Below are 21,239 nucleotides of genomic sequence, written 5' to 3'. Positions count from 1 at the left end.
CTTGTCAATAAGTCGGGTGTTCTTGTAATCAGAGGCTGAGTCTATTATGGCTTGTATAACGTTATTTGAAAAACTGTGGCATCGACACGTCGTGACCGAGATGGAAGATGGATCATCTCTGATATATATCGACCGCCATCTTGTCTATGAGGTCACAAGCCCGCAAGCGTTCGAAGGACTGCGAGTGTCAGGTCGACAGATGTGGCGCCCGGGTAGTGTGCTTGCGACGGTTGACCATAATGTTCCGACACTTGCAAGTGAACGAACCTCGATCGGATCAATTCAGGATAACCTTGCCAAAATTCAGATTGAGCAGCTTGATCAGAATTGTACCGAGTTTGGTCTGAATAAATTTGGTTTGATGGATCATCGTCAAGGCATTATTCATGTGATCGGGCCGGAACAAGGGGCGATACTGCCGGGTATGACGGTGGTTGCAGGAGACTCACATACCAGTACGCACGGAGCCTTTGCGGCCCTGGCGTTCGGCATTGGTACATCGGAAGTGGAGCATGTACTGGCAACTCAATGCCTGATATTGAACAAACCGAAGACCATGATGGTGAAAATTGATGGGGATCTGGCTGCGGGCATCACGGCAAAAGATCTGATTCTCGAGGTGATCCGTCGGTTAGGCACCGCTGGTGCGACCGGTTACGCAATCGAGTTTATTGGTAAAGCCATATCCGCGCTGTCGATGGAATCCCGCATGACACTTTGTAATATGGTGATTGAGGCGGGTGCCCGAGTTGGATTGATTGCTGTCGACGACAAAACGATTGATTACATTCATGGCCGACCCTTCGCCCCCAAAGGCGATGACTGGATCAATGCGGTGGAGTATTGGCTGACATTAAACAGTGATAGCGACGCCATCTTCGATGCTTTTTTGACTATTGATGCGTCGTTGATCAAGCCTATGGTGACCTGGGGAACCTCGCCCGATATGGTGGTTCCCGTTGATGGTTACGTACCGGATGCAGCTGATGAACCGGATATCACTCGACGTGCTGGTTTACAACGAGCCATTGGGTATATGGGTCTTGAGTCAGGCATGCCGGTCAAATCCATTTGCCTGGACAAGATTTTTATCGGCTCTTGCACTAATGCACGGATTGAAGACATTCGGGCAGCTGCCGAGATGGTACGTGGTAAAAAGATTGCACCCTGGATCAAGCAGGCTTTGGTGGTACCAGGCTCCGGCCTGGTAAAGGAGCAAGCAGAAGCGGAAGGGTTGGATAGCGTGTTTGCTAATGCCGGGTTCGAGTGGAGAGAGCCCGGCTGCTCAATGTGTCTGGGGATGAATGACGACCGCTTATCCTCTGGTGAACGGTGTGCGTCGACATCTAACCGTAACTTTGAAGACCGGCAAGGATCCGGGGGACGTACTCATCTGGTCAGCCCGGCCATGGCAGCAGCAGCGGCCATTGCCGGTCACTTTGTGGATATTACTCAGGAGCTGATAAATGGATAGGTTCACCCGCATTGAGTCTCTGGTTGTCCCGTTAAACCGCGCAAACATAGACACCGATGCAATACTGCCAAAACAGTTTATGAAATCGATCAGTCGTACCGGCTTTGGCCCCAATCTGTTCGATGAATTGCGCTATCTAGATCAGCACCAGCCGGGTCTGGACGATCAAGAACGCAGATTAAATCCCGATTTCCCGTTAAATCAGTCCCGCTATCTAGGGAGTCAAATCCTACTTACCCGTGAAAATTTTGGTTGTGGCTCCAGCAGAGAGCATGCGCCGTGGGCACTGCGAGACTTTGGTATTCGCGCGATACTGGCCCCCAGTTTTGCTGACATATTCTCTGGCAATTGCTTGAAAAACGGATTGTTGCCCATCGTATTGGATACTTTCGAAATCGATACGCTTTTTTCTGAAGTCGACATTTCGCCGGGTTACTGGCTTACCATTGATTTGATATCGCAAACGATATTAAAACCCGATGGAACTGCATTAAAATTTGATATTGGATCTGTCGTGAAAAACAAGCTTTTGGCTGGATTAGACGATATTGATATCACTCTTGAGCAGTCAGAGGCTATTGCCGCTTATGAAGCCTGTCGTCGCGAAATCGAGCCATGGGTATTCTAGTTTGTCCAGTGTTGCTATTGCCCGTTACATTGCAGACCGGCCCCGAAGGGCTGGACACGTTGTGGCTTTCTTTAACGCGCCCCAAAGCAGCCCTGCCATAAGATCTACAGCGGGGCCGGGTGTTATTACTTGTCAAAAAAGCCGTCAAACAGGGGTGACGTCAGGTAACGCTCACCGGAGTCCGGCAGGATCACCACGATTTTCTTGTCTTTGAAGGCATCTTCGGCTGCCAGGCGCAAGGCGGCTACCATGGCGGCACCACAAGAGATACCGGCCAGGATACCTTCTTCCGACATCAGTCGATGTGCCATGGCCATAGCGTCTTCGTTGTTGACCTGTTCAACCCGGTCAAGAATATCCAGGTCCAGGTTGCCTGGAATAAAGTTGGCACCGATGCCCTGGATTTTGTGTGGCGCCGGGGTCAGGTCTTCGCCTTTCAGTTTCTGGGTGATAATGGGTGAGGCTGCTGGTTCCACTGCCACAGACGTAATGGCTTTTTGCGTTTTGAGGTAGCGGGAAATGCCGGAAATTGTACCGCCGGTACCCACTCCGGCAACCACAACATCGACTTCACCGTCGGTATCGCGCCAGATTTCCGGGCCAGTGGTCTGTTCATGAATCGCCGGGTTGGCCGGGTTGTTGAACTGTTGCAGCATGATGCGGGTTGCCGGTGCTTCCGCGAGCAGTTCTTCAGCCTTGTCGACCGCGCCTTTCATGCCTTTTGGGCCTTCGGTCAGTACCAGGTTGGCACCCAGTGCCATCATCACTTTGCGACGTTCCATGCTCATGGTCTCTGGCATGGTCAGGGTGACCTTGTAGCCACGGGCTGCACCAACAAAGGCAAGGGCAATACCGGTATTGCCACTGGTCGGTTCGACGATTTCCATGCCCGGCTTCAGCAGGCCATCTTTTTCGGCCTGCCAGATCATATTGGCGCCAATCCGGCATTTGACCGACTGGGCCGGGTTGCGGCTTTCCAGTTTGGCGTAAACGTGTGGGTGATCGGTCAGGGTACGGATACGTACCAGTGGGGTGTTGCCAATCGACTGGCTGACATCTTCAAAAACATTCATCGAATACGCTCCTTGGTAGTTTTGTAGTGGCAATTCTGTCACCGTGTAGTCTCGGAGTCTGTCCATTGCGGGTCAGGAAAGTTCGTTTTTCCGATTGTGGTGTTGCGGCTATTCCACTCGACGGGTTGACGAGGTCAGCGACAGCCGCTCCAACGTATCATCCTTATCCAGCCACAATTCATGTACCCATTGTTGAAACCGGTTGCGGAAGTCTATGTCGTTCTGATAATCCCCCTGGGACAGTTCTGCCGGGATGTCTTTTTGTTGAATCAGCACCTGACAGCGACGCATCTTGCCGCTCAGGAACGACCAGAACGTGGGTACGCCATCCGGGTAGTGAATGGTGACATCGACCAGTGAGTGGAAGTTGTCTCCCATTACACTCATAGCAAACGCCATGCCGCCTGCTCTGGGTTGCAGCAAATGGCGATAGGACGGGCGTTGCAGCGCGTGTTTTCCCTGGCTGAAGCGGGTGCCTTCGAGAAAGTTCATCACACTGGTGGGCTTGCGCTGGAATTTCTCACAGGACTTGCGGGTCGTGTTGAGATCCTGTCCGCGTTTTTCCGGATGGCGGGCCAGGTAGGCTTTGCTATAACGCTTCATAAACGGAAAGTCGAGTGCCCACCAGGCGATCCCCATAATCGGCACCCAAATCAGCTCTTGCTTGAGAAAAAATTTGAGCAAGGGGATACGGCCATTGAGGCAGTGTTGCAGCACCAGAATATCTACCCAGCTTTGGTGGTTACTGACAACAAAATACCAGCCCTTGGAGCTCAGTTGTTCTGGCCGTTCGATTTGCCAGTCCATGGCTTGAGTCAGTTTCATCCAGGCGGAATTGCCGGCAATCCAGCAGCTGGCACAGCCATCAACCAGCCAACTCAGAGTCGTTTGTACCACGGGAATGGGCAACAATAATTTCAGCAAGGCCAGGCCGATCAATAATGGCGCCCAAAGCAGGGTGTTTAATATTAACAGCAGGATGGCGATCAGTCCGGTCAGAAATGCGGGCATGGGAGCGTTCTTCGTTATCGTTATTGAATGGCCGAGATTCTTTGTCGAGGCAGCATAAAACCCTACCGATTTGCCTGGGTCAAGCCGGGATGGAGGCTGTTTCTGCCTTCAACCGGGGTTGACTGCTCAGCCAGCGGGGCTGGTGAGCAGACGTTGCAGAACGGCTTCTGCACTTTGGCGTGAACTGTCCGACAGGGAGTCGAGATCGAAGTGCAGCGTGTAGATAAAATCGCGACCTTGCGGGGTTTGCTGAACCACGTCAGCAGTGAGCTGTTGCAAACTGTGGTGACGGTTGCCGAGGGCGATCAGCAGCTGCTGGCCCCGGCGGATCTTCAGAGGCGACAGAATGGACAGTCCATCCAGAGTGATCTCCAGTGCAATGGCATGGTGGGGTGGTTGCCACTGGCCCAGCCAGTTACGCTGACACAGCTCCACTTTTAATGGGGCGGCATCATGGCGTGGGCTGAAACGACGGTCTGGCGCGTTCACATCACCCTTCCTGTGTCTTTGCTTTGAGGCCGGCCAGCACGTCGGGGTCGAGCTGGTCGAGCTTGTTGAACCGGATCATGCTGCGGATTTCCTTGATGTATTCGTGGCCCCGTTCGGAGTAGCCTTCCAGACCGGCTGCCAGGTTAATACCGGTGGGGTAGCCCTGTTTGGCCATCTCGGTGTGACGCAGGTCACGCAATTTCTGGTAGGTCGGGTGGCTGTTCAGGTTCCGGATATAGCTTTCGACTGATTCCAGCGGGTCATCAAATTTGGCTACTTCATGGGCAGCCCCGTCGTTACGCTGGCTTGGCACAATGCCGCAGCCTTTGGAAAAGCACCATTGACCAAAAAAGTTGTTACCTTGGCGGGCAAAGCGGGAGGTACCCCAGGCGCTTTCATTCGCCCCTTGCGCCAGTACCAGGGATGGCGGAATGACCTGGACACGTTTGAGCAGCAAGGCTTTCTGTTCGGTTGCTGACAGAGTGTCTTCGACCCGATATTTTTCAACTAAAGCACTGATGGTGCTGTTTGCGGCTTTGCTGGTATCCCATTGTTTAACGGCAGTACGTTCCTTGAGTACATTGGCATTGGCGCGCTTGACCAGATTCAGCATGTAGCTGAAGAAAGTTTTTTTCTTCTGTTTGACATCGGTATAGCTGGCAAAATTGGGCAGTGTGGTACTGGTGTTGGTCTGCACCGGGCTCTTGGCTGCTTGTACCGGTTTGGGTTTTACTTCAGCACTAGACAGGGTCGGTGCCGGTTTGGCTGCAGTGGTTGCTTCTGCAGTGGCTGCTGGAGCCTTGCTGTCTGCTGCTTGATCACAGCCAGCTAATAAGAGCGTCAGAGCGGTGAACAGACTCAGTGGCAGGAAGGGGCGGGTGATGATCCGTAAAGTGGTTTGCGGTGACATATGTTGCTCCTGGGTCACGGTAGTTTGTGGTGGGCAGTGTATACGAGGTTGAGGGTTGATCCCAAAAATAGCTGACGGCGGTGTCTTTCCAGGCGGCGCTGGTCGACGATGATAAAAAGTCTGTTATTTTTTTGTAGCGGTGGGTGTTGTTTGTCTCATTATGATGACAAATTGTAAGTATTGATTCACAGCAAATGGTTCCTCTGAATATGAATAAGCCTCTGACTATTTTGGTCGCAGATGCCAGTCTGGCTGACCAGGCGTTGTTTGGCGACGTATTGCCAGCGGCCAGTCGGGTCATGAATCTGACGTCGCTGGCACAGCTGGAAGACTGTTTGCAACAACCCGAGTTTTATCCTCAGTTGCTGCTGTTGGCCGTGGATTTACCCACGCTTGATTTTGCTGCCTTCATGGCACAGTGGACGGTGGATCCGCTATATCGCCACGTTGATGTGGTGGCGATTGGCACGGCTGATGTTGATCAGGAAGTGATGACCCTGGAAGCAGGTGCATCTCTCTATCTGGGGCGTCCGCTGCAGTCGACTCTGGTTGCTGCCCGGCTGGGCGTGCTGGCGCGCCAGCGTCGGCGTCTGCGGCAACTGGAGGCGTTATCCACCACCGACGGCCTGACCGGTATTGCCAATCGACGGCGTTTTGATGATTTTTTACTGGCAGAGTGGCGTCGGGCGCAGCGGCACCAGAGCGGTCTGGCGGTGATGATGATTGATATTGATGCTTTCAAGGCGTTTAACGATGAATATGGGCATCCTCAGGGCGACGACGCCTTGCGCAAGGTAGCTGGGGCACTTGATGAAGCCGTCAATCGTTCTCACGATCTGGTTGCTCGCTACGGGGGGGAGGAGTTTGCAGTCGTCCTGCCGTCGATTGAGCCGGAAGGTGTCGCTATTGTGGCGCAACGTATGCTGCAGGCGATTGCTGATCTGCAGCTGCTGAATACCGGGTCTCCGGCAGGGCCATTACTCACCGTCAGTATCGGCAGCGCCTGGTTTCAGCCGCTGATGGATGATCCGGTAATAACGGCGGTTGTTGCTGCTGATGAGGCACTTTACCGGGCCAAGCGTAGTGGCCGCGCCCGTCATGTGGCTGCGGATCTGGTCAGCCAGTCAGTCCAGTGAGCAGGTTGTCGGCCAGTGTTGCCAGTTGCTGCCGAGTGCTGTTGCGGGGGCAATGTCGAGCTACGTCTCGCTGGAGGTTGATCATCAGGTCATGCAGCTGCTGAGGTGGCAGGCTGATCACTTCGTATTCGAAATGGTGATCCTGCACGCTGAGTTTGAGCAGCTCGATGTACTCCCGTTGCAACACCTGCAGCAAATTAAACAGCTGATCCTTGGCGTCCATTGAGCTGGCTTCCCAGTATCCCGTTTCGAGCCCTTCGATAAGGTCCCAAATCGCGATCAGCGCGTCACTGATGTTGATCTTGTTCATTCCTGATCCTCGCGGCGACAGTGTTGACGTCGCCCGGTTAATGTTGGAGTCAGGGTTCAGCGTAGCAGAGAAATGGGTATCAGGATGGCGACGACAATAGCAGCATCACGCCGAGTTAACCCTGACCTTCGGTTTTGGTGAAATGGCGCAGGTAGCGCTGGTTGATGTTGTCGCGGCTGAGCAGGATCAGTGCATCGGCGACATTAAAGTCCTTGTCGAGGCAGGGTTCGCCACACACCTTGACGCCAATACGCAGGTAAGCTTTTAACAGTGGTGGCACCAAGCTGGCACCATCCATATCGACATCAATACGTGGCATATGCAGGCGTGGTTCTGCCCGCATATCGGCGGGTGAGAAGTGTTTTTCTCTCAGGTAGTTAATGATGGCGATTGCTCGTGCATAGCCTTCGTTTAAGGAAATACTGGCGCAACCCATCAGGAAATCAATGTTGTGGGCTGACATGAATTGGGCAATACCAGACCACAATAATCCGATTACGGCTCCGCTGCGGAAATCGGGATCGACGCAGGTGCGGCCGATTTCCATATAGCTGTGACCTGGCTTGACGATGTTGCCGAGGTCAAATTCGGTAGCGGAATAAAAACCGCCTGCCTGAATGGCCAGTTCGTTGGTGAGAATACGGCTGTAACCGACAACACGATCGTTGTTGACGTCCTTAACAATCAGATGCAGACAGATATCATCGAAGTGATCGCGGTCAATTCCCGCTTCACCACTATCGATGTGCGCCCCCATTCCCTCGGCAAACACCCGGTAACGCAGTGCCAGTGCCTGGCGAATTTCAACGGGATCCTGAGTCACCCGGGCCACGAGTGGAGAGTCGCTGCTGACGGCGCTCTGGGGAGCAGTGGCTTGCTGCATGGTAATACCTGACTGTTGAATTAATCTGGCCGAATTTACGGCGTGCGTATGACATTTGGGTGACATGTCCGACATTCGTCCCAAGAAGCGCTATGGTATTGATATGAACTGCACTCGTGAACCGTCATTACAAAAATATTTCAGCTGCGGCCTTGTCGCGGGGGTTGCGCCTGTTCTATTGGTGCTGTTGCCCGTGCTTGGCATTGTCTGGGTCGATCGGGTGTTAGCCTGGGCCGCTCCGGCGGTTCAACCTGAACTGCTCTTCGAGGATGCGGAGGCGCTGGTAGTTCAATCTATTCCCCATGAATTATTGATCTGGGACGGTATTACCTTGCCGTTGCTGATACCGAAGACCGAGCAGTCCAGGTTGGCTCGCTGGTTGTCGGTGTTGGCAGAGGAGCGGCTGGTCAGCCGCGAGGAAAGCATTCAGATGATCGACGAAAGCAATGGCCGACGGCGTATTGCTGCGCTGTGGCAGTATCGATCTGGCCCTGGCAGCGATTGGATCGACAGTCCGGATGGGCAGCGTTTACAGTACGGCCACCCGGCTCTGAAGCGTGTGGTGTCGGTGTCTCCAGCCTATTGGGTGGATGATGCCTGGTACGCCGAGGTGTATCTGGAGTGGTACGTCGAGGCTCTGTCACCCTGGGCCAGGTTACCCTTGTTCAAACAACAGCGACTGTTCCGCCGCAGCGCTGAATCCTTCGACAAGCCATTCGCTCGTACCGTGTATCTGCAGTTTGACGAGGATGGTTGGCACTATTGGCGTGGTCATCTTGCGGCGACAGGCTGGAGTGCATTCTGAGGAGAGCCGGTTTGTCGGGTTATTCCTGGTTGGCCAGGCGGGTTCGTAGCCAGAGGCCGGGCAAGGTGCTGAGGCCCTGATCGGCAAAGCGGATGTTGCCATGTTGATCGATTACGTAGTAACTCGGATAGCCCCGGATATTGAGTTGTCTGGCAGTCTCCGCATCACCCAGCAGGGTGGTGCCAGCGTAGTGTACGGATTGGACCATATTGGCCACTTCAGACTTGTTGCGCCAGTCCAGTGCGATGGCAATGATACGGATGTCGTCGCTGTCCAGCCACTTCAGCGCAGGCATGCTGACCCGGCAGACACTGCACCATGGCGCAAACAGATACACCAGCGTGGTCTTGGGGGCCTGAGTGGCGTCGGGGAATCGCACGGGCAGGCCATCAAGGCGGGTGAGGGTCAGTGCCGGAAGGGGGGTATTGCGGTCAAGCAGGTGGCGGCTGAGCCATTGGCTCAGCAGTGTTACCACGAGGAAGGCCAGTAGCAGTTCGATCCCCCAGCGTTGCCAGCGGGGTCTGATCCGGTAGCCTTGTCGCCAGCCAGAATCAGATGGCTTTGGAGAAACGTTGTTGCTCATGCTGGTAAATGTACTCGTCGAAGGCCATGCAGGCATTACGCACTAATAATTGGCCCTTGTCACGGATAGCGACACCGCTGCCGGTAATGATCACCAGTCCGTCGTTCACCATGGGATCAAGGCGTCGCAGTGATGGCAGCAGGTAGTCGCGGCTGTTGATCTGAAACTCGGCATCAATAGCAGAGAAGTCGACGTGGAGATGACACAACAGTTCACTGATGACCCGCCGCCTGATCTGGTCGTCGCGGGTTACCTTGCAGTATTTGTTGGTTGGCAGCTGCGTTTTGTCCAGCGCTGCGGTATAGCCATCCATACTGACCTGGTTTTGCAGATAGTAGTCGCCAATCTGGCTGATGGAAGACACGCCGAATCCGAGCAGGTCACAATCGCCATGGGTGGTATAGCCCTGGAAGTTACGATGTAATTTGCCTGCAGTCTGGGCCAGCGCCAGCTCGTCATCCGGTCGGGCGAAGTGATCCATGCCAATATATTGGTAGCCCGCTGCTGTCAGGCGCTGGATACAGTGCCCCAGAATCGTCAGCTTTTCTTGTGCCGAGGGCAGATCTTCGGCATGGATGCGACGCTGTGGCTTGAAGCGCTCTGGCAAGTGGGCGTAATTAAACACCGACAGTCGATCCGGGCTCAGCTCGATCATGGTGTCCAGCGTCTGGTCGAAGCTGTCCCGTGTTTGATTGGGCAGGCCGTAGATCAAGTCAATATTGATGGAACGAAAACCCAGTACCCGTGCTTTTGCCATCACTTCCCGAATCATCTCTTCCGGCTGCAGCCGATTGACAGCTTGCTGTACCTCTGGCTGCAAATCCTGCACGCCATAACTGAGGCGGTTGAAACCCAATTGGCGTAACAGTGTCAGTGTACCGGGACGTAATTCACGCGGATCTATCTCGATGGAGTAGTCGGCGTCTTCCGAAGTGCTGAATTCAAAGGTCTCGCGCAGGAAAGAAACCAGATCCTGCAGTTGTTCGTCACTGAGGAAGGTTGGAGTACCACCCCCAAGGTGCAGTTGTTCGACTCGAGCAATACGGCCTCCCTGGTTACCACCAAGCAGGGCATGTTTACGGCGGATTTCGTCTTTCAAATATTGCAAATAAGGGGCGGCGCGACTTATGTCCTTGGTCACAATCTTGTTGCAGCCGCAGTAGTAGCAGACATGGCGACAGAAAGGGATGTGCAGGTACAACGACAGTGGCCGTTCAGGGTTGCGTTCGGCATAGGCCTGGCGTTCAAGGATGTCATTGTCGAGCGGTACAAATTCAACTGCCGTCGGGTAGGATGTGTAACGCGGTCCGGGACGGTTATAACGCTGGATCAGCAAGGGATCCCAGGAAACAGTGTGATTCATGCTGATTTTACCTCGTGATGGGCCATGCCTGCCGGGCAGCTCTGGCAGCGTGCTATTGCAGATGCATCCTGCTGCTGCCTGTTTTTGAGATCGGGTTGGCAGGTATGGGCATGGCGCTTTCGCTTGTATGTGCCATATGCTGCTATCTGAGCGAATGTTAAATAAAATGATGACGGGTCGAGTTGCCCTGCATCAAGAGAAACCTATAGTAAGGCCGTTATGCTTTGGTCTGGCCACTGCGACGTTTTACTCACTCATTTGACTTGATTTGGTATTGGTTCCCGTTAACCTTGGCGGTCAAGTTATCGGGCCGTCAGACCCTGAACATGCTTGCCGTCTTCCATTGCAACGACCAGGAGTAGTCATGCCCAAGAAGCCGTTTTCACCGGAAGAAATCGCTTGCCAGCGTGAGCGCATCATGGATAGCGCTGCTGGCGTCATGGCCGATGTCGGTTTTCATTATCTGTCCATGCGTAAGCTGGCTGCTGAGTTGGGAATGACCGCCAGCAATATTTATAATTATTTTCCCAGCAAGGAGTCCTTGCTGCTGCACATTCGTCGTCGTGGCTTCGAAATGCTGTTTCACGATACCAACCTGGCATTGATGGACAGCACCAGTTCACTTGACTCTCTGCACCGTCTGGCCCGCCAGTTGATCTGTTTTGCGCGGGATTATGCCGGTTATTATCAGCTGATGTTTCAGCCACCCCGTATTCGCCCGGGGCTGGCCGATGAGGATGACGGTCTCGCGGCTATGCAGCTGGGTCGTTTGCTGGAGGAATGGCAACGCCATGCACAGATGTTGCTGACGGATGCGATTGGCGGGCTGGCAGAGCAAAGTGATGTCGAGCGTCAGCGTATTACACTGTATTTTCTTACCGCCATTCACGGTCTGGTGGATTGTTATCAATATCAGGCGCTGCCACAGTTGCTGGAAGGTGTGGAGCTGATCCCGGAAGATATGGTGCGTACTCATACCGACTGGCTGGTCGAGGCGGTGAAAAAGCGGGTGGTCGATCTCGTCTGAGTGTTTCAGCTGCCATCCGGCGTTTTGCCTTGCAGCTGATACACCACTGCCAGAATTTCAGCAATTACCTGATACAGCGGCTCAGGGATTTCATCGCCAACCGCCATTTGCCCCAGCCAACGAGTGAGCGTGGCATTTTCATAGACCGGCACCTGATGGGCCAGCGCCAGTTCAATAATGGCCTGGGCCAGTTCGTCCTCGCCACTGGCACTGATGCGTGGGGTGCCTGTCTGCTCGGGCTGATAACTCAGTGCAATGGCCTGGTTGGCCTGCTTGAGGGAATCCGGAATACTCATGTGTGCAAATCCACCAGTCGTTGGGTAATAACGTTTTGCTGCCCGACGGGCAGTGAGCCGTGACGCACTTCCATTTGTTGTACTTCTGCTCCTAGCGCTTGCAGCCGCTGGCGTAATGGCTGCAAGGCGGCGCTTAGCATGTGCCGGGTGTGCTGTTGGGAAGACCAGAAAGTGATGTCCAGCCTGGGCCAGCCCAGCTGGATCTCCACATCCAGCGGCCCAAATTGTTCCAGTTCGAAATGTAATTTGAGCTGCCACACCGGCTGGCGTTGTGCCGCCGCTGATGGCGGGCTGTGCTGGTGTTGGGCGTTGGGGTCGTCGCTGTTATGTGTGGGTGGTGAATGTGGGCTATTGGTGCTGGCCGCTTCGCTACTGCGTGGTTCTGGCGGACGTTGCTCGGCGCTGTGGGGAGAACCGTCTTGGCGTTGCACGTCAATCCGTACCTGCTGCAAGGCCTCACCGTCCTTTAACAGCAGCAAGGTCTGCAACAAGGAACGCGGCTCGCTGGCCATGTTGAGTTGCCGGGTTTCAATACCGGCCAACAGTTGTTTCAGCGGTCGGCTGAGGGGTGTTTCTGACGCCAGCGTCCAGCTTAATGGAATGGTGCGCGAGTGGTTGCCTTCCAGATCCAGAATACTCTGTGCCAGTACGGCCTTGAGGTTGGTCAGACTCGGCGTACGGTCGCTGACATGCGCTACTGCGGCGGCCATTTGCTGGCTGTAATTCTGGCTGATCTGCTGCAACGTTTGTTGTAATGGTTGTGGTGGCTGCTTGGCTGGCTGGCTCAATGGTAAGGGGGCTGTTTGCTCTGGCGTTGTCGTGGCTGCTGGCATCTGTGGTCGCGCTGGCGATAATGCCGCCAGGCGTTGCCATAGCTGCTCGGCGATACCTGACATTTTGCCGCTGCCGCTATTATCTGAGTTGCCTGGGCTGCTCACGGCGGCGTTCAGTTTGGCTAATAGCTGGGCTTCGTGAAAAACCCCGGATTGTTGAATGGCTGTTTTGATCGCGGCGGCATCACGGCCGCCTGCCTGTGGCAGCTGGTTATGCCATTGTTGTAACAACGCTTGCGTCTGCTGACTCAAACCGGGTGTCGTGGTGCCATTGTTTGATGGGGTGTTTGATGGGGTCGTCAGAGATGGGCTGACGGGTGTGGGCAAAGGGCGGTTGCCCTTGGGTTGGGCGGAGGACGGAGTTTGTAGCAGCTGCATCAGGACGCCGATGACATTCGTGCTTGTATTGGTTGTTGTGGTTATCGGGCTGGGTATCGTGCTGCTGGCTTGATTGCTGATCGGGTACGCAGGGCTGGTCAGTGTGGCCGTCGTAGGCTGTGCCGGTTGTGAGGCGGGAGGTTGCAGGGGTAAGCGCGAGGCCAGCAGGCGGGCAATAGCCTGTTCCGGTGGGACTGATGTGGACTGGGACGGCTGGCCGCTGTGTTGTTGGGCATCCGCTTTGATCACCGTCAGTGCTGGCCCCGGTTTGAGAACCATGGTCAGGCGTGTTCCCGGTGCAAAATCCTGTTCGCTGTTCACCGTCAGCTGTTGATCCGCCACGGCCAATGTCAGGGTGTAGCGTCGGGCGGTAGTGTCGGCAGAGGGTGTGCTGGTTAATACCCGCGCCTGTATCACCGGCTCGCGCCGTGCGGGTGTCTCCAGCGCGGTACGTTGCAGTAAATCGCTTGTAATCAGCGGCCTCACGCCAGGCTCCCGTCCAGGCTTGGCTGGTAGCGCTCAGTGTCAGTGCCAATCGGGTAACACGTCGGCCTGAATCGGATCATCGGTTACCTCCCGCATAGGTTGAGGGCGCATCTGTCAATGACTGCGTGTATTAATGACTGTGCGTCGAAACGACGGCGCTGACAATCGACTCAAAATACGCATTGATAAACTCGGTTTTGCCTTGTCCTGTCATCGCTCGCTACCTTTTTGGCTGTACCCTGTTATCGGCGCTTGAGGCAGGATCTGAAGTGCGTCTGATGAATGAGACAAATTGATCGAATGACCCATCCGGTCAAGCCACAGTCTGTACGGTTTTTGTATATAATGCGCCCGCCATTATTGGCAGTGGCAACTGATTTGGCACAACTACCGGGGTTTGAATGGCGAATCGTTATAGCGATAACAGCGTGTCTCTGAGCGCAACTCAGTTGTATTGTGAGCGCGATGACCGGGTGTTGTTCGATCGTCTGAACCTGGCCGTCAATAATGGCGATTTATTACAGCTGGCCGGCCCTAATGGTGCCGGTAAAACCACCTTGTTGCGGTTGCTTGCCGGTTTGAATCGCGATTTTGACGGGGCGTTGCAGTGGCATGGCCAACCGCTATCCGTCGTTTTTTCCGATTACGCCCGTCAACGTCTGTATCTTGGCCATCTGGCAGCGATCAAGCGGGGGCTGACGCCGCTGGAAAATTTGCGCTGGCTGGTCAGCCCATGGATGTCTGCGGAATCTGCGGCGGTGATTACCGATGATGATCTCTGGCGGGCGCTGGAGGCGGTCGAACTGGGCGGCTATGAAGAGACGCCTTGTAATCAGCTGTCGGCAGGGCAGCAGCGCCGCGTCGGCTTGTCGCGTCTGGCGATTGTATCGGCACCGTTGTGGATTCTGGATGAGCCGTTTACGGCGCTGGATATTGCCGGTGTTGCCTGGCTTGAAACACAGATCCAGCAGCATGTTGCCCGCAATGGCGCGGTCATTATTACCAGTCATCATGCCTTGCAGAATATACCGTCGCTCACACGTCTGGATCTGGGTGAACTGGCGTTGGCGGGAGGACTCTCATGAGCCTGGTCGTCGCGACCATTAAGCGGGACTTGCTGCTGGCCGGGCGAAATCCCGGTGAGTGGCTCAACCCCTTGATGTTTTTTTTAATGGTGGTGGCGATGTTTCCGCTGGCGGTGGATCCGGATCCTGACTTTCTGGCGCGTATTGCCGGTGGTGTGATCTGGGTGGGTGCCTTGCTGGCGACCTTGCTGTCGCTCGATGCGCTCTACAAGGCGGATGTCGAGGACGGCACTCTGGAACAGTGGCTGGCGTCGGGTGAGTCGCTTTATCTGTTGGCACTGGCCAAGGCTCTGGTGCATTGGCTCTGCAGCGGTTTGCCGCTGACGTTGATGGCGCCGGTGTTGGGATTGATGATGGCGCTGCCTGATGACGCCTACCTGGCGATGTTGCTGAGCCTGGCAGTGGGGACGCCGATCCTGAGTTTGCTGGGGGCTGTGGGTGCGGCGTTGACCGCCGGGGTACGCAGCGGCGGATTGCTATTGAGCCTATTGATTTTGCCTATGTATGTGCCAGTTTTGATCTTTGCTGCCAGTGCGGTTTATCACGCCGGGCTGGGGATGGCATACAATGGCCAGATCGGTTTTCTGGGCGCCATGTTGGCGCTTTCTGTGTGCCTGACGCCGTTTGCTTCGGCTGCAGCACTGAAACTGAATTTGTCGCGCTAGGCGCACGTTTTTGATCGGGGATTTTATGTGGCAGTGGATTGTACGGCTGTATCACCGCCTGGGTTCGCCCAAATGGTTTTATGAACTGACATCAAAATGGATCTTCTGGCTGGTTTTGTTGTCAGTGGTGGGCGGTGTGGTCGGGCTGGTACTCGGTTTGCTGTATGCGCCAGCGGATTACCTGCAAGGCAACAGTTTTCGCATCATTTATATTCATGTTCCGGCGGCACTTGTGGCCCAGAGTGGTTTTGTCATGATGGCGCTTGCCGGGGCGGTGTTCCTGATCTGGAAAATGAAAATGGCCGCCTGGGTGGCCCGCGCAGTGGCTCCGGTAGGGGCCAGCTTTTGTCTGATTGCACTGTTTACCGGAGCGATCTGGGGTAAGCCGACCTGGGGTACCTGGTGGGTCTGGGATGCACGCTTGACCTCGATGTTAATGCTGTTGTTCCTCTACTTCGGGGTGATGGCATTGCAGCGGGCGATCGAGTCAGAAGAAGCCAGTCACAAGGCTGGCGCGATTCTGGCGCTGGTGGGGCTGGTGAACATTCCCATCATCAAATACTCGGTGGAGTGGTGGAATACCTTGCATCAACCGGCGACCTTGAAGTTGACCGAAAAACCAAGCATGCACCCGGATATGCTGATACCGCTGCTGATCATGATTTTAACCACGTATGTGCTGTTTGCCTTGCTGGTGATTTTGCGCACCCGTAATGAAATCCTCTGGCACGAGCGCAAGCGCAGCTGGGTACAGACGTTGCCGGAAATGTCGGGGGGGCGTCACTGATGGAATTTCACAGTGTCGGCGAGTTTCTCGCCATGGGCCGCCATGGCTTGTATGTCTGGCTGTCATATGGTCTGAGTGCGCTGGTGATTATCGCCAATCTGGTGCTGCCGATGATGCAGCGCCGTCGTTTGATTCGGCAACAAGGGCAGCAGTTGCGCCGCGATCGTCGTGCGCAACAGGCCAGCCACGACCGAACTGTTGTTAACGAGGAGAAAAACTGACATGCATCCACAACGAAAGAAACGGCTGACGCTGATTCTGTTTTTGGTGATCGGGTTTGGTGTTGCCGTGGGGTTGTTGATGTACTCCCTCAGCCAGAATATCAACCTGTTCCAGACACCCACCCAGATTGCCAGTGGTGACGTGCCGGTCGGCCGTACCATTCGTGCCGGTGGCCTGGTGGTCAAGGGCAGCCTGCAACGGGATGATCAGGGGCTGGCGGTGACTTTTAATGTCACCGATGGTGCGGCGACGGTGCCGATTCATTATGAAGGTATCCTGCCGGATCTGTTCCGCGAAGGGCAGGGGATTGTGGCGCTGGGCAAGCTGGATGAACATGGCGTTATCCAGGCATCCGAAGTACTGGCCAAACACGATGAAAACTACATGCCGCCCGAAGTGAAGGATGCGCTGGAGCAGGCTCACGAAGAAGGCAAACAGGCGCTGCAGGACGCGGCGTCGAAACCGGCGTCTTATTCGATCTCTGAATCGATCAAAACCGGCGGAGCGTACTGATGTTTACCGAAGCCTACGGCACCTTGTCGTCGATCCCGGAGTTTGGCCAGTTGGCGTTGATCATGGCGTTTCTGGTGGCGGTGTTGCAAACCCTGGTGCCACTGTGGGGCGTCCGTGCCGGGAATACCTTGGCGATGGCGTATGCCCGGCCACTGGCGGCGGCACAGGCGCTGTTTCTGCTGATCAGTCTGGTGACGCTGGCCTGGTGTTTTGTGGTGGATGATTTTTCTGTCACTTATGTGGCCACCAACAGTAATACTGCCTTGCCGACGCCGTTCAAGATCAGCGCGGTATGGGGTGCTCACGAAGGGTCGTTATTGCTGTGGGTCACCTTGCTGGGCTGCTGGGGCGTCGCCGTGGCGCTGTTCAGTCGTTCGTTACCGCTGGAAATGCTGGCGCGGGTGCTGGGCATCATGGGGCTGGTCTCGACCGGCTTTATTCTGTTCACATTGGAAACCTCCAACCCGTTCGCCAGAACCTTGCCGTCGGTTCCCTCTGAGGGCGGTGACCTGAATCCGCTGTTGCAGGATTTTGGTCTGATCGTCCACCCGCCCACCTTGTATATGGGCTACGTTGGCCTGTCGGTGGTGTTTGCCTTTGCCATTGCGGCTTTATTGGGGGGGCGTCTGGATGCCGCCTGGGCCCGCTGGTCGCGTCCCTGGACAACCGCTGCGTGGATTTTTCTGACCATTGGTATCGCGCTTGGCAGCTGGTGGGCCTACTACGAACTGGGCTGGGGCGGCTGGTGGTTCTGGGATCCGGTTGAGAATGCCTCGCTGATGCCCTGGCTGGTAACAACCGCTCTGATGCACTCATTGGCAGTCACCGAAAAACGTGGACTGTTTAAAAGCTGGACGGTGCTACTGGCGATCTTTGCCTTTTCGCTCAGTCTGCTGGGCACCTTCCTGGTACGTTCCGGAGTGTTGACCTCGGTTCATGCCTTTGCTTCCGATCCGGAGCGGGGTGTGTTTGTGCTGGCGCTGCTGGGGATCTGTGTCGGTGGCTCGCTGCTGATTTATGCGCTCAAAGCGCCGACTGTTGCGTCGGTGGGACGTTATGAGTGGTTGTCGCGGGAAAGCTTTTTGTTAATGAACAACCTGTTATTGCTGGTTGCTGCCTTTGCGATCCTGCTCGGCACCCTGTATCCACTGCTGATCGATTTCCTTGGTATGGGCAAGATATCGGTGGGGGCGAGCTGGTTTAACTTTATGTTTGTGCCAGTGAGTGTGGCGTTAACCCTGATTATCGGTATTGGTGCCATTTCACGCTGGAAAAAGGACCAGTTCAGCCGCCTTGGGCGGGAACTGGGTCTGGCGGCGCTGGCGGCGCTGGTACTGGGAGTGGCGACACCCTTGATTGTTTCTGGTGAATTGAATGGCAAGGTAATGCTGGGGATGGGCATTGCGATTTGGCTGGTGCTGGCCAGTCTGGCTGAAGTCTGGAAAAAATGCCGTGGCCAACTCCAACGTATTCCGTCGCTGAGCCTCAGTTTTAACGGCATGATTCTGGCGCATATCGGTGTGGCGGTCACGGTGGTCGGGGTGACCATGGTGGCCAATTACAGTCAGGAGGTGTCTGTTCGTATGGCACCGGGCGACAGTCACACGCTGGGAGACTACCGCTTTGAATTTGTCGAAGCTGGGCCGATTCGTGGCCCTAACTATCAGGCTGATGCCATTCGCTTCCGGGTCTATGACGGTGAGCGTCAGATTGGTGAGCTGATGCCGGAAAAACGGCGCTACACAGCGCGCGGCTCGGTGATGACTGAAGCCGCCATCGACGTCAGCCTGTTCCGCGATTTATACGTGTCGATGGGCGAACCGCTGGAAAACGGTGCTTGGGGGATGCGGCTACAGGTCAAACCCTTTATGCGCTGGGTCTGGCTGGGAGCAATATTCATGGCGCTGGGTGGCTTGATGGCCATGTTCGATAAACGTTATCGTCAGCCCCGACGGTTGGTACAGGATCCGTCCGCACCCAGTCAGTTGGCAACAGCGGAGGTGGCGGTATGAACCGGTTTATTCTGTTTGTCCCGTTGGTGGGCTTTACTATTTTGGCCGGGTTGTTTTTTCTCACTATCGACCGTAAGGACAAAGAGGTTCTGCCGTCGCCGTTGGTTGGCCAGCCGTTCCCTGAGTTTGAGATGATCTCGCTGGAAACCGGTGAAGTGGTTAGTCGCAAGGATTTGCTGGGCAAGCGGGCGCTGGTGAATGTCTGGGCCACCTGGTGCCCAACCTGCAAGGCTGAGCATTCCTTTCTTAACCTGCTGGCCTCCGAAGGGGTACGTATCTTTGGTATTAACTACAAGGACGAGGACAACAAGGCCAGGCAATGGCTGGCGTCCTACGGCAACCCCTATCGCTGGAACCTGTCCGATAGCGACGGCAAGCTGGGTCTGGAGCTAGGGGTTTATGGCGCACCGGAAACCTTTTTGATTGATGGCAGCGGGGTTATTCGGGGTCGCCATGTGGGCGATCTTAATGCCCGAGTCTGGGCCACCCTGAAACCTGAATTTGAGAGCCTGCCGTGATGCGCTACCCATTTCGCCACTGGCTGACAGGGTTATTGCTGCTGCTTGCTGCCGTAGCGGCTCAGGCCGTTGTTAATGGCTACCAATACCCGTTTGAAGACCCTGCCGATATTGCCCGCTTCCAGCATCTTGCCGAAGAATTACGTTGCCCCAAATGCCAGAACCAGAATCTGGCAGACTCCAATGCCCCGGTAGCTGGAGATATGCGCGAGAAGGTGTATGAACTGATGAACGAAGGTCAGAGTGATGACCAGATTGTGGGTTATCTGGTGGCCCGCTACGGCGATTTTGTCCGTTACAAACCTCCGGTTCGTGCTGAAACCTACCTGCTTTGGTTCGGCCCGTTGCTGGTGTTTTTATTGGGGCTGCTGGTGTTGAGACAGATGCGTCGTAATCAGCGCAAGGCACCGGCACCGGCACCACTAACGGACGCAGAACGTCAGCGTCTTGAACAATTAAAAGCCGCAGTGACGGCGGATTCATCGAATGACCAAAAGGCGAATAACCCATGATCTGGATGTTGTTGATCCTGTTGCTACCACTGGTGGCCTTGCTGTATCGCCCGGTGTGGTTCCGACCTGAAACCAATCAGCAAAGTGAAGAAAACCTGCGGCTGTATCAGGAACGCACCGACGAAGTAAAAAACAGCGACCTGAACGACGCCGAACAGGCGGCATTACAGCTGGAACTGGATCGTGAGTTTCTGGCCAGTGCCGATGCGCGTCAAAGCAGCGCAGACAAAACCTCTGGTAGCTGGTTGATGCTGGGCAGCGTGGCGGTGATTGCGCTGCTGGGTTCGATGCTGCTGTACAGCTTCTGGGGTTCTGACAATGCCTTGCGCGCCAGCGCCTTGCTGGACAAGGGCGAGCAGGTGGAGTTGACCATGCCGGAACGGCAGGAGTTGATACAACGACTGGCGGCAGAAGCACAGCATGATCCTGATCATTTGGAATGGGCCTATCTGAATGCACGTCTGCTCAGTGCCAGTGGCGAATATCGCCGTGCTACCGAGGCGTTTGCCAGCATTCTTGATGCTTTGCCTGACGATGCCAGCGCCGATCGTGCGGCAACCTTGACCTTGATGGCCGAAGCGCAATTTTTTGCTGCCGATCAGCAAGCCGATGAGTCCACCTATGCCTTGCTGGATGAAGCCTTGACGCTCAACCCCCAAAGCCGTCAGACGCTGGGCATGGCCGGTATTCTGGCGTTTGAACTGGGCAAGCATGAGCGCGCCATCAGCCACTGGAAAGCATTGTGGCAAGGTTTGCCGGAAGGGCCGGAATCCCAGGTGCTGGCGCAGGGAATTCATCGCGCTGCGGAACAGCTGGAGTCGCAGGAGATTACGGTTGATCTGAGCTGGCTGGAACGGGTCGGGTTAACCATCGCGGTCGACATCACTGCTGAGGCGCGGGCTGCAGTTGCACCGGATGATCTGGTGTTTGTCTTGGCCAAAGCAGTGACTGGCCCACCAATGCCCCTGGCGGTTCAGCGGCTGACAGTGGCGGATTTGCCAACACAGGTGACTCTTACCGATGCCCAGGCGATGGCACCGGGTATGACCATCAGCGGTTTTGACCAACTGACGCTGATTGCGCGTGTATCCCGCACCGGGCAACCGACCGCGCAGCCGGGGGATTGGCAAGACGAGCGCTCACCGGTCAGTAATCGTGATACTGACGTTCAGACGCTGACCATTCAAACCCGAGTCAACTGAGTAACGTTGGAAATGAAAGAGTTGGAGATAAAAAGAGA

Annotated in this window: 24 protein-coding genes; 14 read left to right on the top strand and 10 right to left on the bottom strand. The window is 55.2% G+C overall.

Features of this window, described 5'->3' with window-relative positions:
• Positions 1–46 precede the first annotated feature (46 nt).
• Both leuC and leuD read left to right on the top strand, forming a co-directional pair.
• Positions 47–1,474 carry a 3-isopropylmalate dehydratase large subunit gene (gene leuC, locus WG929_RS07555; RefSeq protein ID WP_416205556.1) on the top strand — a complete coding sequence of 476 codons (1,428 nt, stop codon included), beginning with the start codon at positions 47–49 and terminating at the stop codon, positions 1,472–1,474.
• Positions 1,467–2,102: a 3-isopropylmalate dehydratase small subunit gene (gene leuD, locus WG929_RS07550; protein ID WP_416205555.1), complete on the top strand. Its 636-nt coding sequence runs from the start codon at positions 1,467–1,469 to the stop codon at positions 2,100–2,102. The genes leuC and leuD overlap by 8 nt, the downstream gene beginning before the upstream one ends.
• A 125-nt stretch (positions 2,103–2,227) precedes the next feature.
• Here the strand turns inward: leuD and cysK are convergent, their stop codons facing one another.
• From cysK to WG929_RS07530, 4 genes are all read right to left on the bottom strand, one after another.
• Positions 2,228–3,175: a cysteine synthase A gene (gene cysK, locus WG929_RS07545; RefSeq protein ID WP_416205554.1), complete on the bottom strand. Its 948-nt coding sequence runs from the start codon at positions 3,173–3,175 to the stop codon at positions 2,228–2,230.
• A 108-nt stretch (positions 3,176–3,283) separates the two neighbouring features.
• Positions 3,284–4,186 (bottom strand): 1-acylglycerol-3-phosphate O-acyltransferase, YihG family, encoded by a 903-nt coding sequence (gene yihG, locus WG929_RS07540; RefSeq protein ID WP_416205553.1) that lies wholly within the window; start codon positions 4,184–4,186, stop codon positions 3,284–3,286.
• 126 nt (positions 4,187–4,312) lie between these two features.
• Positions 4,313–4,675 (bottom strand): hypothetical protein, encoded by a 363-nt coding sequence (locus WG929_RS07535; protein WP_416205552.1) that lies wholly within the window; start codon positions 4,673–4,675, stop codon positions 4,313–4,315.
• 1 nt (position 4,676) lies between these two features.
• Positions 4,677–5,585, bottom strand: a complete 909-nt coding sequence (locus WG929_RS07530; RefSeq protein ID WP_416205551.1) for a glucosaminidase domain-containing protein — start codon at positions 5,583–5,585, stop codon at positions 4,677–4,679.
• A gap of 209 nt (positions 5,586–5,794) precedes the next feature.
• On the opposite strand from WG929_RS07530, the gene WG929_RS07525 reads away from it, so the two are divergent.
• Positions 5,795–6,721, top strand: a complete 927-nt coding sequence (locus WG929_RS07525) for a diguanylate cyclase (protein WP_416205550.1) — start codon at positions 5,795–5,797, stop codon at positions 6,719–6,721.
• On the opposite strand, the gene WG929_RS07520 is transcribed toward WG929_RS07525, so the two are convergent.
• Both WG929_RS07520 and WG929_RS07515 read right to left on the bottom strand, forming a co-directional pair.
• On the bottom strand, positions 6,702–7,031 hold the full coding sequence (locus WG929_RS07520) for a hypothetical protein (protein ID WP_416205549.1): 330 nt from the start codon (positions 7,029–7,031) through the stop codon (positions 6,702–6,704). The genes WG929_RS07525 and WG929_RS07520 overlap by 20 nt on opposite strands.
• 115 nt (positions 7,032–7,146) lie before the next feature.
• Positions 7,147–7,914, bottom strand: a complete 768-nt coding sequence (locus WG929_RS07515; protein WP_416205548.1) for a GNAT family N-acetyltransferase — start codon at positions 7,912–7,914, stop codon at positions 7,147–7,149.
• A 64-nt stretch (positions 7,915–7,978) separates the two neighbouring features.
• On the opposite strand from WG929_RS07515, the gene WG929_RS07510 reads away from it, so the two are divergent.
• On the top strand, positions 7,979–8,719 hold the full coding sequence (locus WG929_RS07510; protein WP_416205547.1) for a hypothetical protein: 741 nt from the start codon (positions 7,979–7,981) through the stop codon (positions 8,717–8,719).
• Positions 8,720–8,738: 19 nt separating this feature from the next.
• On the opposite strand, the gene WG929_RS07505 is transcribed toward WG929_RS07510, so the two are convergent.
• Entirely contained in the window at positions 8,739–9,302 is a 564-nt protein-coding gene (locus WG929_RS07505) for a TlpA family protein disulfide reductase (protein ID WP_416205546.1), read from the bottom strand.
• Positions 9,271–10,665 (bottom strand): oxygen-independent coproporphyrinogen III oxidase, encoded by a 1,395-nt coding sequence (hemN, locus tag WG929_RS07500; RefSeq protein WP_416205545.1) that lies wholly within the window; start codon positions 10,663–10,665, stop codon positions 9,271–9,273. Before hemN ends, WG929_RS07505 begins: the two co-directional genes overlap by 32 nt.
• Before the next feature lie 364 nt (positions 10,666–11,029).
• Here hemN and WG929_RS07495 point away from each other — a divergent pair, with 364 nt between their 5' ends.
• Positions 11,030–11,692, top strand: a complete 663-nt coding sequence (locus WG929_RS07495) for a TetR/AcrR family transcriptional regulator (RefSeq protein WP_416205544.1) — start codon at positions 11,030–11,032, stop codon at positions 11,690–11,692.
• 5 nt (positions 11,693–11,697) lie between these two features.
• On the opposite strand, the gene WG929_RS07490 is transcribed toward WG929_RS07495, so the two are convergent.
• Both WG929_RS07490 and fliK read right to left on the bottom strand, forming a co-directional pair.
• Positions 11,698–11,988 carry an EscU/YscU/HrcU family type III secretion system export apparatus switch protein gene (locus WG929_RS07490; protein WP_416205543.1) on the bottom strand — a complete coding sequence of 97 codons (291 nt, stop codon included), beginning with the start codon at positions 11,986–11,988 and terminating at the stop codon, positions 11,698–11,700.
• Positions 11,985–13,685, bottom strand: a complete 1,701-nt coding sequence (fliK, locus tag WG929_RS07485) for a flagellar hook-length control protein FliK (protein WP_416205542.1) — start codon at positions 13,683–13,685, stop codon at positions 11,985–11,987. The genes WG929_RS07490 and fliK overlap by 4 nt, the downstream gene beginning before the upstream one ends.
• A gap of 401 nt (positions 13,686–14,086) precedes the next feature.
• On the opposite strand from fliK, the gene ccmA reads away from it, so the two are divergent.
• Genes ccmA through ccmI form a run of 9 tightly spaced genes read left to right on the top strand, consistent with a single transcriptional unit; the run spans position 14,087 to position 21,201 of the window.
• Positions 14,087–14,770 (top strand): cytochrome c biogenesis heme-transporting ATPase CcmA, encoded by a 684-nt coding sequence (ccmA, locus tag WG929_RS07480; protein WP_416205541.1) that lies wholly within the window; start codon positions 14,087–14,089, stop codon positions 14,768–14,770.
• The gene (gene ccmB / locus WG929_RS07475; RefSeq protein WP_416205540.1) at positions 14,767–15,435 is read left to right on the top strand and encodes a heme exporter protein CcmB; all 669 of its coding nucleotides are present in this window, start codon (positions 14,767–14,769) and stop codon (positions 15,433–15,435) included. Before ccmA ends, ccmB begins: the two co-directional genes overlap by 4 nt.
• 25 nt (positions 15,436–15,460) lie before the next feature.
• Positions 15,461–16,222, top strand: a complete 762-nt coding sequence (locus tag WG929_RS07470) for a heme ABC transporter permease (RefSeq protein WP_416205539.1) — start codon at positions 15,461–15,463, stop codon at positions 16,220–16,222.
• A complete protein-coding gene (gene ccmD, locus WG929_RS07465; RefSeq protein ID WP_416205538.1) occupies positions 16,222–16,443 on the top strand; it encodes a heme exporter protein CcmD in 222 nt (73 codons plus the stop codon). The genes WG929_RS07470 and ccmD overlap by 1 nt, the downstream gene beginning before the upstream one ends.
• Position 16,444: 1 nt before the next feature.
• Positions 16,445–16,957, top strand: a complete 513-nt coding sequence (ccmE, locus tag WG929_RS07460; protein WP_369856787.1) for a cytochrome c maturation protein CcmE — start codon at positions 16,445–16,447, stop codon at positions 16,955–16,957.
• On the top strand, positions 16,957–18,969 hold the full coding sequence (locus tag WG929_RS07455) for a heme lyase CcmF/NrfE family subunit (RefSeq protein WP_416205537.1): 2,013 nt from the start codon (positions 16,957–16,959) through the stop codon (positions 18,967–18,969). Before ccmE ends, WG929_RS07455 begins: the two co-directional genes overlap by 1 nt.
• Positions 18,966–19,487: a DsbE family thiol:disulfide interchange protein gene (locus WG929_RS07450; protein ID WP_416205536.1), complete on the top strand. Its 522-nt coding sequence runs from the start codon at positions 18,966–18,968 to the stop codon at positions 19,485–19,487. Before WG929_RS07455 ends, WG929_RS07450 begins: the two co-directional genes overlap by 4 nt.
• On the top strand, positions 19,487–19,999 hold the full coding sequence (locus WG929_RS07445; RefSeq protein WP_416205595.1) for a cytochrome c-type biogenesis protein: 513 nt from the start codon (positions 19,487–19,489) through the stop codon (positions 19,997–19,999). The genes WG929_RS07450 and WG929_RS07445 overlap by 1 nt, the downstream gene beginning before the upstream one ends.
• Positions 19,996–21,201: a c-type cytochrome biogenesis protein CcmI gene (gene ccmI / locus WG929_RS07440; RefSeq protein ID WP_416205535.1), complete on the top strand. Its 1,206-nt coding sequence runs from the start codon at positions 19,996–19,998 to the stop codon at positions 21,199–21,201. Before WG929_RS07445 ends, ccmI begins: the two co-directional genes overlap by 4 nt.
• The last annotated feature ends 38 nt before the right edge of the window (positions 21,202–21,239 follow it).

Origin of the sequence: Oceanobacter antarcticus (genome assembly GCF_044962685.1) — a bacterium.
GTDB classification, from domain to species: Bacteria; Pseudomonadota; Gammaproteobacteria; order Pseudomonadales; family Oceanobacteraceae; genus Oceanobacter; species Oceanobacter antarcticus.
The sequence above is the reverse complement of the archived record's forward strand: the minus strand, read 5'-3'. Positions and strand labels throughout refer to the sequence as shown.